A 13,404-nucleotide genomic window follows, 5' to 3' on the forward strand; every position below is an offset into this window, starting at 1 on the left:
GCCCACCCCCGAGCCCGAGCCCGAGCCCACCCCCGAGCCCGAGCCCGAGCCGGCACCGGAACCCGAAACGGAGCCGAAACCCACGCCCGAACCCGAACCCCTGCCCGAGCCCGAACCCGCGCCCGACGCCGTGCCCGCCGCCGCGCCGGTTCCCGAATCGGTGGAAGTGCGCCTGCCCGTGATCGAACCCGAGCCGATGCCGCAGTTCGTGCCCGAGCCCGCGCCGAGCCCCGAGTTCGAATCGCAGGTGAGGCCCGACTTCAAGCCGGTGGTCGACCCCTTGCGGGAACCGCTGCCCAACGCCGCGCCGCAGCGCGCCCAGATCGAGACGGCGGCGCTGGACCCGATCAAGGCCAAGAAGCTCAAGCTCAAACCCGTGCTGGCGCCGCTGCCTGATCCGGCGCCTGAAGCCGCGCCCGACGACCCCCTGGGTGCGCCGCCGCCGACCAGCACCGCGCAGGCCGACTTGGCCGCACCCGCTCTCGCGCCGCCGCCGGGCGCGATGCAGGCCGTCGAACTGCCGCCTTCGGGAGGCCCGCCCGGCGCTCCGCTGAAATTGTTCGGCGCCGACGGCTCGATCGACCTGCCCGACGACGTGGTGGCCAAGTTGGGTGAAACCACCTCTGGCGACCGTGAGTTCGGCTACCAGATGCCGGGCCTTGAAGAATCGGGCCGCTTCATGAATCGTCAGCCGGTGCTGGTGTACGAGCCTACGAAGTTCGACCGCTACTGGATTCCGGAGAAGGACATCCTGACGTCACTGCTGGAAAAAGCCGTCGAAGCCAGCACAGGCACCGTGGAGATTCCCGTGCCCGGCAGCCCGGGCACCAAGCTCGTGTGCACGGTGTCGGTGCTGGCCATGGGTGGCGGCTGCGGCTTCCGCGACAACAACCGAGGTTACGTGGTCGAACTCAACGATCCCAACACCCTCAACCCCGAGGAAGAAAAACAGTGCGCCGCGTGGTGGGATCGCATCGTCGGCGCCGGCACCCAGCAGGTGTGGCGCGAGACGCGCGCCCTGTATGAATTCAACTGCCTCAAGCCGCTGGAGAAAAAGCCGGTGGCGCCGCCGCCGAAGGGTTAAGCGCGCGTCGGTGAACAGGCCGCGTTTTTGATCCGGCAACAAAAAAGCCCGGCGAAAGCCGGGCTTTTTGCCTCAAGCCGCGATGATCAGCGCTTGTCAATCTCGCTCAGGTCGTGCAGGTCGCCCTTCTGGCTGCCGAAGTAGGCCGACAGGTCGTTGATGTCTTCGTCGCTCAGGGCGGCCGAGAAGCCGGCCATGATGGCGTTGGCGCGCGCGCCCGACTTGTATTCCTGCAGGGCCTTGGCCAGGTATTCCGGATGCTGGCCGGCCAGCTTGGGATACGTGTCGTCCAGGCTTTCGTTGCCGGTGGGGCCGTGGCAGGACGCGCAGGTCTTGGCTTTTTCGGCGCCGGCGGCGACGTTGCCCTTCACGCCAACGGCGAACGCCGGCAGGGCGAAGGCGAGCAGGACCAGGGTGGAGGCGGTACGAAGGATCATCGGGGAGGCCCTCACTTGGCCGGCTTCAGACTGGACAGGTAGGCGGCCAGGTCGGCGATGTCCTGGTCGGACAGGCCTTCGCCCTGGGCGCGCATGGTCGGGTGCGGGCGCTCGCCCTTCTTGTAGCTGGTGAGCGCGCCGATCAGGTACTGCTCGTTCTGGCCACCCACCTTGGGCACGCGGTAGGTGGGGTAAGCGTTCTTGTAGTCGGCGATGCCGTGGCAGCCGGTGCACGTGTAGAACAGCGCCTTGCCCTTTTCGGCGTCGCCCTTGGCGGCGGCGGGAAGGGCAACAAGAGCCAGCGCGAGGCAGGCGGCGGACAACAGGATTCGCTTCGTCATGATTTATTCCGGCTCGAAGGGTCGGTCGGGCAGCACTAAACCGAAATTATAGCCTGCGCATCCCAAGCCAGACAGGGGTGCGTTCACCGTCACGGCCGTGTCCCCCGCCTTGAGGCATCAAGACTTCCGGCATATGCGCATGTTCACACATGTCCTGTACTGTCCTATTCAACTACAACACCCGGCGAATTCCCTTGCACATGAAGATCTCCAGCGCCTCTCCCCTGGTCCGCCGCGCCGCGCTGCTGGCCCTTGCGGTGTCACTCGCCCTGGGCGGCTGCGGCGGTGACAAGCCCGCCGAGGGCACGGGGTCCGCCAAGCAGGCCGCCGTGGACAAGGACGGCAAGCCGGTGGCCGAGAAGGTGGCGGCCGTGCCGGTGGAAGTGGCGCGAGTCGGCAAGGGTCCGATCTCGGCCAGCTACGCCGGCACCGCCAGCCTGGAGGCGCCCGGCGAGGCGCAGGTGGTCGCCAAGTCCACGGGCGTGGTGCTGCAGATCCTGGTGGAAGAGGGCGACCAGGTGAAGGCTGGCCAGGTGCTGGCGCGCATCGACCCCGACCGCCCGCGCCTGGAGATGGAGCGCGCACGCGCCACGATGCGCAAACTCGAAAACAACTACCGCCGATCGCGTGAACTGCTGGCGTCCAAGCTGGTGAGCGCCGAGGCCAGCGAACAGATCCGCTTCGACCTGGAGTCGGCCAAGGCAGGCTTCGACATCGCCCAGCTCGAGCTGTCGAACACCAACATCATTGCGCCCATCGGCGGCGTCATTGCGCAGCGCATGATCAAGCCGGGCAACCTGATGGCGCTCAACGCGCCGGCGTTCCGCATCGTTGACGTGTCCCGGCTCGAAGCCGTCCTGAACGTGCCCGAGCGCGAGCTGGCCACGCTGCGCGCCGGCATGCCGCTGCGCATGGCGGTGGACGCGATCCCCGGCAAGTCGTTCACCGGCCGCGTGGACCGGATTAGCCCGGTGGTGGATTCGGGCAGCGGAACCTTCCGCGTGGTGTGCGCGTTCGAGGGCGGCGGTACGCTGCGGCCCGGCATGTTCGGCCGCATCGAGATCGTCTACGACCAGCGCAAGGATGCGTTGACCATGCCGCGCGTGGCGCTGCTGGACGACGAGGGCGAGCCGGCTGTGTTCGTGGTGCGCGGCAAGAAGGCCGTGCGCACGCCCGTGGTGCTGGGCTACATCAACGGTGAGCTGGCCGAGGTCCGCGAGGGCCTGAAGGAAGGCGACGACGTGGTGACGGCCGGCAAGGTCGCCATCCGCGATGGCTCCGAGGTGGAAGTGATCAACGCAGTGGTGCCGGCGGCCGCGGAAGAAGCGGCGGTGGCGCAGGCGGCCGCGAAGTGAGCTTGGTCGAATTCTCCACCCGGCGGCGGGTCACCGTCGCCATGGTCACGGTCACGTTCGTGCTGTTCGGCCTGATCGCGCTGTTTGACCTCAAGGTCAACCTGCTGCCCGACCTGAGCTACCCCACGCTCACCGTGCGCACGGAGTACACCGGCGCGGCCCCGATGGAAATCGAGACCCTGATCAGCGAGCCGGTGGAAGAGGCCGTGGGCGTGGTCAAGAACCTGCGCAAGCTGCGCTCGGTGTCGCGCACGGGCCAGAGCGACGTGGTGCTTGAGTTCACCTGGGGCACCGACATGGACCAGGCCAGCCTGGAGGTCCGCGACAAGCTGGAAATTCTCCAGCTGCCGCTGGAAGCCAAGCAGCCGGTGCTGCTGCGCTTCAATCCGTCCACCGAACCGGTGATGCGCCTGGTGCTGGCGGCCGAAGACACCGCCACGGGCAGTGCCGAGGCCGAGCTGATGCGGCTGCGCCGCTATGCCGAGGACGAACTCAAGAAGCGGCTGGAGCCGGTGGGCGGCGTGGCCGCGGTGAAGGTGGCCGGCGGCCTGGAAGACGAAGTGCAGGTGCTGATAGACCAGAACCGCCTGGCGCAGCTCAACCTGTCGGTGAGTACGGTGATCGATCGCCTGCGCCTGGAGAACGTCAACATCTCCGGCGGCCGCATCGAAGAAGGTTCCCAGCGCTACCTGGTGCGCACGGTGAACCAGTTCACCGGCCTGGACCAGATGCGCGAGCTGCTGGTGGCCAACGTGGACGGCGTGCCGGTGCGCCTGCGCGACGTGGCTACCGTGAGCCAGGGCTACAAGGAACGCGAGGCCATCATCCGCCTGGGCGGCGGCGAAGCCGTGGAAATGGCCATCTACAAGGAAGGCGACGCCAACACCGTCGCCGTGGCCGACGCGCTGAAGGTCGCCATCGACAGGCTCAAGGACGACTTGCCCGAAGGCGCCACGCTGACCACCATCGAAGACCAGTCGATCTTCATCAAGGCGGCGCTGGACGAGGTCAAGAAAGAGGCCCTGCTGGGTGGCCTGTTCGCCATCCTGCTGATCTTCTTCTTCCTGCGCGACGGCTGGAGCACATTCGTTATCGGGCTGTCGCTGCCGGTGTCGATCATCGCCACCTTCTTCTTCATGAGCCAGTTCGGGCTCAACCTCAACGTGATGTCGCTGGCCGGATTGGCGTTGGCGACGGGCATGGTGGTGGACGACTCGATCGTGGTGCTGGAATCGATCGCCAAGGCGCGCGAACGCGGGCTGGGCGTGCTGGCCGCGGCGGTGAAGGGCACCCAGGAAGTCAGCATGGCCGTGGTGGCGTCCACGCTCACCACGGTGGCCGTGTTCTTCCCGCTGGTGTTCGTGCAGGGCGTGGCGGGCCAGCTGTTCAAGGACCAGGCGCTGACGGTGTCCATCGCGCTGGTGATCTCGCTGGTGGTGTCGCTGACGCTGATCCCGATGCTGTCCGCGCTCAAGGCGCGTTCTCCCGAATCAGCCGACGCCGCGGCGCCGGCCGCGCCGTCCCCGCCGGCGGTCGAACGCGCCTGGCGTCCGATCTGGCAGCAGCTGCGCGAACTGGCGGTGATGCCGTTTGGCGTCATGGCACGCGGCTTCCGTCGCAGCCCGCTGCGCGGTGCGGCCACGGTGCTGCTGTTCCTGCTGCTGGCGGTGGTGTGGCTGCTGTGCCTGGCGCTGCTTCTGATTGCGATACCGGTGGTGATGGCTGCGCCGTTCGTGGTGTTCGCCGCGGCCTGGCTGGTGACCGTGGTGGGCCGCGCGTTGGGCTTCTTGGGAACCCACGTGCTGGGCTGGATCGGTGCCAAGGTGCTCAAGCCCTACGACTGGGCCGAGGCCGGCTACCATCGGCTGCTGCCGCGCGCACTGAAGAACCCGCTGCCGGTGCTGGCCAGCGCGTCGGCCGCGTTCATCGTGTCGCTGCTGGTGGCTTCCACCCTGGGCACCGACCTGATCCCGCAGTTCGCGCAGGACCGCTTCGAAATGACCGCCAAGCTGCCGCCCGGCACCCAGCTGCGCGACACCGACGCTCTGGTGCGGCAGATACAGCTGCAGCACGGCAGCGACGACGGCGTGCAGGCGCTGTACGGCGTCAGCGGCAGCGGCACCCGGCTCGACGCCAACCCCACCGAGTCGGGCGAGAATATCGCCAAGCTCACGGTGGTGATGGGGCAGGGCTTCGGCCGCGAATCCGAGGCGCGCCAGACCGAACGCATGCGCGCCACGATGGCGGCGCATCCTGACGTACAGGTGAAGTTCGGGCGTCCGCAGCTCTTCAGTTTCTCCACCCCGCTTGAAATCGAACTGCGTGGCCAGGACATCGGCGAGGTCGAGCGCGCCGGTCGCAAACTGGCGGGACTGCTGGAGGGATCGGACAGCTTCGCGGACGTGAAGTCCACGGTGGAACAGGGCTTCCCCGAGATCCAGATCCGCTTCGACCAGGAGCGCGCCGCCGCGCTGGGGCTCACCAGCCGGCAGATCGCCGACCAGGTGGTGCGCAAGGTGCGTGGCGAAGTGGCCACCCGCTACAGCTTCCGCGACCGCAAGATCGACGTGCTGGTTCGCGCGCAGGAAACCGACCGGGCGTCGATCGACGCCATCAGGAAGATCATCGTCAACCCCGAGAGCGATCGACCGGTGACGCTGGACGCGGTGGCCGAGGTGCTGGCGACCGTCGGCCCCAGCGAGATCAATCGCGTTGACCAGGTTCGCGTGGCCATTGTTTCGGCCAACCTGCGCGACATCGACCTGGGCACCGCAGTGGAGGAAGTGCGGGCACTGGTGGCAGCCGATCCGCTGGGCACCGACGTGCGCATGCACATCGGCGGCCAGGGCGAGGAGCTGGATGCCTCGATCAGCTCGCTGCTGTTCGCTTTCGGGCTGGCCATTTTCCTGGTCTACCTGGTGATGGCTTCCCAGTTCGAGTCGCTGCTGCACCCGTTCGTCATCATGTTCACCATCCCGCTGGCGATGGTGGGTGCGGTGCTGGCGCTGTGGCTGAGCGGTTCGCCGGTGTCGGTGGTGGTGTTCATCGGCCTGATCCTGCTGGTGGGCATCGTGGTGAAGAACGCCATCATCCTGATCGACAAGGTCAACCAGCTGCGCGAGCAGGGCATGGCCAAGGACGAGGCGATCATGCAGGGCGCGTATTCACGCCTGCGGCCGATCATCATGACCACGGCTACCACGCTGATCGGCTTCGCGCCGCTGGCGTTCTTCGGCGGCGAAGGCGCGGAGGTGCGCGCACCGATGGCCATCACCGTCATCGGCGGCCTGGCGGTGTCCACGCTGCTGACCCTGGTGGTGATACCGGTGATGTACAAGCTGATGGACCGTAAGTCCGACGCCTCCTACCGCGAGCGCGGCCTGCGGGCCGAGGCGCTGTCGCGCATCTCCGCCGGTGACATGACGGGGGACGCGGCATGAGCCTGGCGGAACTGAGCCTGCGCCGGCCTGTGACGGCCGTGATGTTCTACGTGTCGCTGGTGGTGATCGGCCTCATCGCCTCCTTCCGGCTGCCGCTGGAACAGTTCCCCGACGTCAACGTGCCCTTCATCCTGGTGGACTTGCCTTACCCCGGGTCCACGCCCGAGGAGGTCGAGCGCACCATCACGCGTCCGGCCGAGGAAGCGCTGGCCACGCTGACCGGCATCCAGAGGATGAACTCCAACAGCCGCCCCGACGGCGCCAACATCTTCATCCAGTTCTCGGACTGGGACCGCGACATCGAGATCACCGCCAGCGAAGCGCGCGACCGGCTGGACGCCATCCGCAGCGAACTGCCGGACGACCTGCAGCGCTATTTCGTGCTCAAGTTCTCGCCCAGCGACGAACCGGTGCTGCGTGTCCGGTTTGCCGGCGACCGCGACTTCACGGGCGAGTACGACCTGATCCAGGCCCAGTTCCAGCGGCGCATCGAGCGCTTGCCGGGCGTGGCGCGCGTGGACATCTCGGGCGCACCGCCGCCGGAGATCGAGATCGCCATCGCCGCCGACCGCCTCACCGCACACGGGCTTGGCCTGAACGAACTGGCCGCGCAGCTGCGGGCGATCAATTTCTCGGTGTCCGCCGGCGAGATCGACGAGGGCCGCCAGCGGCTGCGGGTGCAGCCCATCGGCGAAACCTCCAGCCTGGACGAATTGCGCAACCTGGTGCTCAACGACAAGGGGCTGAAGCTGTCGGACGTGGCGCTGGTGCGCGCGCGGCCCCAGGCCACCGACTACGGCCGGCGCCTGGACGGCAGGCCGGCGGTGGGCCTGGACATCTTCCGCGAGCGAAACGCCAACCTGGTGGACGTGTCGCGCGGGATCCTGGCCGAGCTGCAGGAAATCAACGCCGAGCCCGAGTTCCGCGACATCCAGCTCAACATCATCAGTGACCAGGCCAAGGGCGTCACCAGCTCCATCAACGGCCTGATCGAGGCCGGCGTCATCGGCTCGCTGCTTTCGCTGCTGATCCTGTTCTACTTCCTGCGCCATTGGCCGTCGACGCTGATGGTCACCCTGGCCATCCCGATCTGCATCGTGATGGCGCTGGGCGCGATGTACTTCATGGGCACCAGCCTGAACATCCTGTCCATGATGGGCCTGCTGATTGGCGTGGGCATGCTGGTGGACAACGCGGTGGTGGTGGTGGAAAGCATCTACCAATACCGCGAAAAGTACCCCAACGACCCGATGCGCTGCGCCATCGAGGGCACTCGAAGCGTGCAGGTGGCCATCAGCGCCGGCACCCTGACCAGCATCATCGTGTTCCTGCCCAACCTGTTTGGCGAACGCAACTTCATCTCGATCTACCTGGGGCAGGTGGCGATCACCATCACCATCTCGCTGCTGGCGTCGTGGATCGTGGCGGTCAGCCTGATCCCTATGATTTCGGCGCGTTTGAAGACGCCGCCGGCGATCACCGCCGAGCATGGCGTCGTGCCCAGGCTGACCCGCGGCTACGCCCGGTTCCTGAGCTGGACGCTGGAGAACCGCGCCAAGGCGGTGCTGGGAATGATGCTGCTGGTGCTGGTGAGCATGGTGCCGGTGTCGATGACGAAGATGGATTTCTTCAAGAACGACGTCGGTCGCCGCATCGAGATGTATTTCGACTGGCAGGGCGCGTACAGCCTCGAGCAGATTTCAGAAGAGGTGATGCGGGTCGAGACGCACCTGGACGCCAACCGCGAGAAGTACCAGATCAAGCAGCTGTACTCGTATTTCAGCGAGCGCGGCTGGGCCGGCCTGCAGGTGACCCTGGTCGATCCGGCGCCCAGCCTGTGGGACAAGATGCTGCTGCGCCGGCAGGAGCCGGGGCTGATGTCGGCCGAAGAAGTGCAGGAGATGATCCGCAAGGACCTGCCCAAGTCCGCTCGCGCCGAAATCGGGTTCGAGGGCGGCGGCGGGCCGGGCGGTGGCGGCGGCGAAGACGACGGTATCCGGGTGTTCCTCAACGGCGACTCCAGCCAGACCCTGGCCGAGCTGGCCAACAACCTGATCCCGATGCTGGCCAGCCGCAAGGAGTTCCGCGACGTGCGCGTGGACACCGGCGACGAGAACAGCGAGATCAAGGTCAGCGTGAACCGAGAACGTGCCGCCAGCCTCGGCTTCAGTGCCCAGGAAGTGGCCAGCTACATCGGCATCGCGCTGCGCGGGACGCCGCTCCGCGAGTTCCGCCAGGGCGACTCGGAGCTGCCGGTGTGGGCGCGCTTCGCCGGTTCGGAGGATTTCCGGGTCCAGGACATGTCGGCACTGACGCTGCGCCGTACCGACGGCACCAGCGTGCCGCTGCTGTCGGTGGTGGACGTGAGCGTTCGCAAGGGCGCTTCGCAGATAAGCCGGCAGAACCGCCAGACGGCGCTGGCGCTGCAGGCCAACCTGGCCAAGGACGTGACGGTTCCCGAAGCCCGCAAGGTGATGGAGGACGTGCTGGCGTCGGCGAAATTCCCGGCGGGCTACGGCTACAGCTTCGGAGGATCGTTCCAGCAGGACGACGAGGCCGGCGTGCAGATGCTGTTCAACCTGCTGCTGGCGCTGGTGATGGTGTACTTCGTAATGGCGGCGGTGTTCGAATCGCTGCTGTTCCCCGCGGCCATCATCAGCAGCATCCTGTTCTCGGCGCTGGGTGTGTTCTGGCTGTTCGCCTTCACCGGCACCACCTTCACCATCATGGCCTTCATCGGCTGCCTGGTGCTGATGGGCGTGGTGGTGAACAACGGCATCGTGCTGTTTGAACACATCAACAGCCGGCGCCGCGAGGGCCTGGATCGAACCCAGGCACTGGTGGACGGCTGCCGGGAGCGCCTGCGCCCGATCCTGATGACCACCTGCACCACGGTGCTGGCGATGCTGCCGCTGTGCATGGGCGGCACCCAGTTGGGTGGAGACGGCCCGGCCTACTACCCGATGGCACGTGCCATCGCCGGCGGGCTGCTGTTCTCCACCATCGTCAGCCTGGTGTTCCTGCCGACCATCTACGCGATCCTGGACGACATGCGGCAGTGGACCGGCGCCACCCTGGTGCGTGCCCGTGCCAGGGCGCCGCTGGGTTCCCCGGCATCAGCGGCGCAGGACTGATGGCCGCGCCGACGTGCGGCGGCCTCAGCCCAGCTTGCCGATGATGTAGATGCCGGCAGTCCACACGCCGATGGCCGTGCCCAGGCTGGTGAGGAAGAAGTTCACCAGCACCCGGGCCACGCGGTTGCGCCACCAGCCCTTGAGCGTGGCGGTGTCGTCGCGCAGGCGCAGGAAGTCGGCGTAGGTGGGCTTGCGCACCCAGGCCTCCACCACGGCGCTGACGTTGCCCGAGGCCAGCGCGGGGTGCAGCGGCGTCAGCGGCGAGGCAATGAAGGCGGCCAGGATGCTCAGCGGATGTCCGCCGGCCACCGCGCAGCCGATGGCGCCACCGATGCCCGTCACCAGGGCCCACTTGAGCAGCAGCTCGCCGCCCAGCTCCAGGCCGCCCTGCTGGTAGCCCCAGGCGAAGCCACCGAGCAGGAACACGCTGACGATGATCGTGAACCACGGGATGTTGCTGGCCGGCGGCAGCGCGTTGAGCTCGTCCAGCGTCGGCGCCGGGGCGTCCTGGTCCTGGCGAAGGTGCTCGGTTAGGCCCTTGAGGTGGCCCGCGCCGACGATCGCCAGCACGTTGCGCGCACCGTCGGCACCCACCTGGCGCAGCCGCGCCGCCATGAAGCGGTCCCGCTCGGCGATCACGGCGCGGTAGAGCGGGGGATTGCTGGCGGCGAATTCACCGAAGCTCGATTCCAGGAAGTCGCCCTGCTTGAGCTTTTCGATCTCGCCCGCCCCGACCTCCTCGTCGGCGAACAGGCTGGCCGCCAGGCCCGCCATCAGCTTCGACCGGCCCCAGAAGCCGAGCCCGCGGAAAGCGCGCTTGAGCGTAATGCCGACGTCGCGGTCGATCAGCGACAGGCGCAGCCCGCGCTTGTTCGCACCCACGGCCGCGGCCTTGAGTTCGGCGCCGGGCTCGACGCCCAGCTGCTCGGCCAGGCGCCGCTGGTAAGCGGCCAGTGCCAGGTTGGCCGCCACCAGCCCGGTCTTGCCTTCGCGCAGGATCTGGAAGAGATCGAGCTTGGCCAGCGCGTCGGGATCGGTGAGCGCACGGTGGCGCTGCTCGTCCAGCTCCACGGCAACGGTGTCGTAGTCGCCGGTGAACAGCGCTGCGTTCACGGCGTCCACGCTGGCCTGCGACACGTGGGCGGTGCCCAGCAGCGTGTAGCGCACGCCGTCACGCTCGACGATGGTGTGGGGCTGGTCATGCAGGCCGTCGTAGCCGGCCTCGGGGGTGGTGTTCAATCGCGATACCGCCTCAACAGGTCCTGGTAGGCGTCGATACGGCGGTCGCGCAGGAAGGGCCAGATGCGGCGCACCTGCTCGCTGCGCGCCAGGTCGACGGTGGCCATCAGGATTTCGGGATGTTCGGTGTTGGCTTCGGCCAGGAATTCGCCCTGCGGGCCCAGCACGTGGCTGCTGCCCCAGAACGCAATGCCGGACGCGCCGATGGGCGACGGTTCATGGCCGACGCGGTTGCAGCTGAGCACGGGCAGGCCGTTGGCCACGGCGTGGCCGCGGTGGCTGAGGATCCAGGCATCGCGCTGGCGGCCCTTCTCGTCCTGCGCATCGTCCGGGTCCCAGCCGATGGCGGTGGGGTAGAGCAGAAGCTCCGCGCCGGCCAGCGCCATCAGGCGCGCGCCTTCGGGATACCACTGGTCCCAGCACACCAGCACGCCCAGGCGGCCCACGCTGGTGTCGATGGGTTCAAAGCCCAGGTCGCCCGGCGTGAAGTAGAACTTCTCGTGGAAGCCCGGGTCGTCGGGGATGTGCATCTTGCGGTACTTGCCCACCAGCCGGCCGTCGGCTTCGAACACCACGGCGGTGTTGTGGTACAGGCCGGCGGCGCGGCGCTCGAACAGCGAGCCCACCAGCACCACGCCGTGCTTCTTCGCCAGCGCACCTAGGCGTTCGGTGCTGGGGCCGGGGATGGCTTCGGCGCGATCGAACTCGGCCGTGTTTTCGTGCTGGCAGAAATAGGCGCCGTTGTGCAGCTCCTGCAGCAGCACCAGCCTGGCGCCGCCTGCGGCCGCTTCCGCCACCCGGGCCTCGATGTTCGCCAGGTTGGCCTCGGTGCTGCCGTGGTCGCGGTCCTGGACCAGGGCGACGGCGAGTGTTTTTTGGCTCATGCCAGCAGGCCCTCGGGAAGTTGCATGGTGACGCAGTGCAGGCTGCCGTTCTGCCAGATGAGCGGGCGGCAGTCGATCTGGACGATCTCGCGGCCGGGGAAGGCCTGCGCCAGCACCGCGGCGGCCGCGCCGTCGGCGGCGTCGCCATAGGCCGGCATCAGCACCGCGCCGTTGATGATCAGGAAGTTGGCGTAGGACGCGGCCAGGCGCCGGCCCTGGTCGAGCACGGGCTGGGGCCAGGGCAGCGGGAACAGGCGGTAGGGTTGGCCATCGGCGGTGCGCAGTGCGGCAATCTCGGCCGCCATGGCCTGCAGCTCGGCGTAGTGGTGGTCGCTGGGGTCGTCGCAGGCCTGGAACACGATGGCGTCGGGCGCGGCGAAGCGGGCCAGGGTGTCGATGTGGGCGTCGGTGTCGTCACCCTCCAGGTAGCCGTGATCGAGCCACAGCGTGCGCGACTGGACCAGGGCGCCTTCCAGCGTACGGGTGATCTGGTCGCGGTCCAGGTCGGGATGGCGCTCGTGCAGGCAACGCCAGGTGCTGAGCAGGGTGCCGGCACCGTCGGTTTCGATGCCGCCGCCTTCCAGCGCGAAGTCGATGCGCTGGTGCGAGGCCGTGGCCAGCAGGCCCGACGCGTGCAGCTTCGCCACCACCTGGTCGTCCAGCCCAGCCTCGAACTTGCCGCCCCAGGCGGTGAAAAGGAAGTCGAGCAGACGGAACCCGTCGCCGTCGCGCAGCGTGACCGGGCCCGAGTCGCGCAGCCAGGTGTCGTCGTAGTCGACCTGGAAGAAGCGCACGCGCGCCATCGTTGCGCCAGCGGCGGTCAGCAGGCCCACGGCCCGCTCGCGCAGGGCGGCGTTGGCCACGCACACCAGTGCCGGCTGGAACCGGGTGATGGCCGCGACCAGCGCCACGTAGGTGCGCTCGACGCCGGCCAGGCGGTCGGCCCAGTCGGTGCTTTCATGCGGCCAAGCGAGCAGGACGGCGGATTGGGGCTCCCATTCCGCCGGGAAACGAAGTTTGTTGGGCATGGCTTACTGGACGGGCTTGGGGCCGATCTCGTTGGGACTGGCCTTGGTGGCCACCGCGTCGACGACGTGGCTGTACTCGAAGTAGACCGAGTAACCGGCGTAATCCCAGCGCGTGATGGGCGGGTTGGCGCGACGGTTGTTCGGGCCGGAGACGGCGGCGTGCTTGACCTGCGGAGCGCCGAACCGGGCTTCCACCTGGGTCATGGTCTGGCCGCGGGTGGGCATCTGGGCGGTCTGGGACTGGGCGCGTTCCACCAGCAGCGTGTCGGCCTGGGCCGGGGCCTGCAGCAACAGGCCGGCAGTCATTGCCAGGGTAAGGATCAGGACCTTCATGGTGCACCTCCGCTTGCGTCGTCGGATTGACGGGTTGGCCGGGGATCATCGCAAAACCGGCCGGCCTTCGCCATGTCCGCGCCGTACAACGGAAAACGCCCGCGTTAGCCGGCGCCGTAACAGCAACCC

General features: G+C 67.9%; 9 protein-coding genes and 1 pseudogene. 4 read left to right on the forward strand and 6 right to left on the reverse strand.

From position 1 onward, the window contains the following. Positions 1-1,084: pseudogene (locus tag K0M70_RS05825) on the forward strand (hypothetical protein); the annotation flags it as partial. Between the two features lie 86 nt (positions 1,085-1,170). Here K0M70_RS05825 and K0M70_RS05830 read toward each other — a convergent pair. Further along, positions 1,171-1,521 (reverse strand): cytochrome c, encoded by a 351-nt coding sequence (locus tag K0M70_RS05830; protein ID WP_290780510.1) that lies wholly within the window; start codon positions 1,519-1,521, stop codon positions 1,171-1,173. A gap of 11 nt (positions 1,522-1,532) precedes the next feature. After that, positions 1,533-1,862 (reverse strand): cytochrome c, encoded by a 330-nt coding sequence (locus K0M70_RS05835; RefSeq protein ID WP_290780513.1) that lies wholly within the window; start codon positions 1,860-1,862, stop codon positions 1,533-1,535. 200 nt (positions 1,863-2,062) lie between these two features. Here K0M70_RS05835 and K0M70_RS05840 point away from each other — a divergent pair, with 200 nt between their 5' ends. From K0M70_RS05840 to K0M70_RS05850, 3 genes are read left to right on the forward strand one after another with little or no spacing between them, the layout of a single operon-like run. Continuing rightward, a complete protein-coding gene (locus K0M70_RS05840) occupies positions 2,063-3,217 on the forward strand; it encodes an efflux RND transporter periplasmic adaptor subunit (RefSeq protein ID WP_290780515.1) in 1,155 nt (384 codons plus the stop codon). Then, positions 3,214-6,657: an efflux RND transporter permease subunit gene (locus tag K0M70_RS05845; protein ID WP_290780518.1), complete on the forward strand. Its 3,444-nt coding sequence runs from the start codon at positions 3,214-3,216 to the stop codon at positions 6,655-6,657. The genes K0M70_RS05840 and K0M70_RS05845 overlap by 4 nt, the downstream gene beginning before the upstream one ends. Next, positions 6,654-9,791, forward strand: a complete 3,138-nt coding sequence (locus K0M70_RS05850) for an efflux RND transporter permease subunit (RefSeq protein ID WP_290780521.1) — start codon at positions 6,654-6,656, stop codon at positions 9,789-9,791. The genes K0M70_RS05845 and K0M70_RS05850 overlap by 4 nt, the downstream gene beginning before the upstream one ends. A gap of 24 nt (positions 9,792-9,815) precedes the next feature. Here K0M70_RS05850 and K0M70_RS05855 read toward each other — a convergent pair whose 3' ends face one another. The 4 genes from K0M70_RS05855 to K0M70_RS05870 are packed head-to-tail and all read right to left on the reverse strand — an operon-like array spanning position 9,816 to position 13,275. After that, positions 9,816-11,030: a TraB/GumN family protein gene (locus tag K0M70_RS05855; RefSeq protein WP_290780524.1), complete on the reverse strand. Its 1,215-nt coding sequence runs from the start codon at positions 11,028-11,030 to the stop codon at positions 9,816-9,818. After that, positions 11,027-11,914 carry a carbon-nitrogen hydrolase gene (locus K0M70_RS05860; RefSeq protein WP_290780527.1) on the reverse strand — a complete coding sequence of 296 codons (888 nt, stop codon included), beginning with the start codon at positions 11,912-11,914 and terminating at the stop codon, positions 11,027-11,029. Before K0M70_RS05860 ends, K0M70_RS05855 begins: the two co-directional genes overlap by 4 nt. Next, entirely contained in the window at positions 11,911-12,942 is a 1,032-nt protein-coding gene (locus tag K0M70_RS05865) for an agmatine deiminase family protein (RefSeq protein WP_290780530.1), read from the reverse strand. Before K0M70_RS05865 ends, K0M70_RS05860 begins: the two co-directional genes overlap by 4 nt. Before the next feature lie 3 nt (positions 12,943-12,945). Next, positions 12,946-13,275, reverse strand: coding sequence for a hypothetical protein (locus tag K0M70_RS05870; protein ID WP_290780533.1), 330 nt, complete (start codon positions 13,273-13,275; stop codon positions 12,946-12,948). Between the last annotated feature and the right edge of the window lie 129 nt (positions 13,276-13,404).

The organism is Arenimonas sp. (genome assembly GCF_019459675.1).
Lineage (GTDB): Bacteria > Pseudomonadota > Gammaproteobacteria > Xanthomonadales > Xanthomonadaceae > Arenimonas.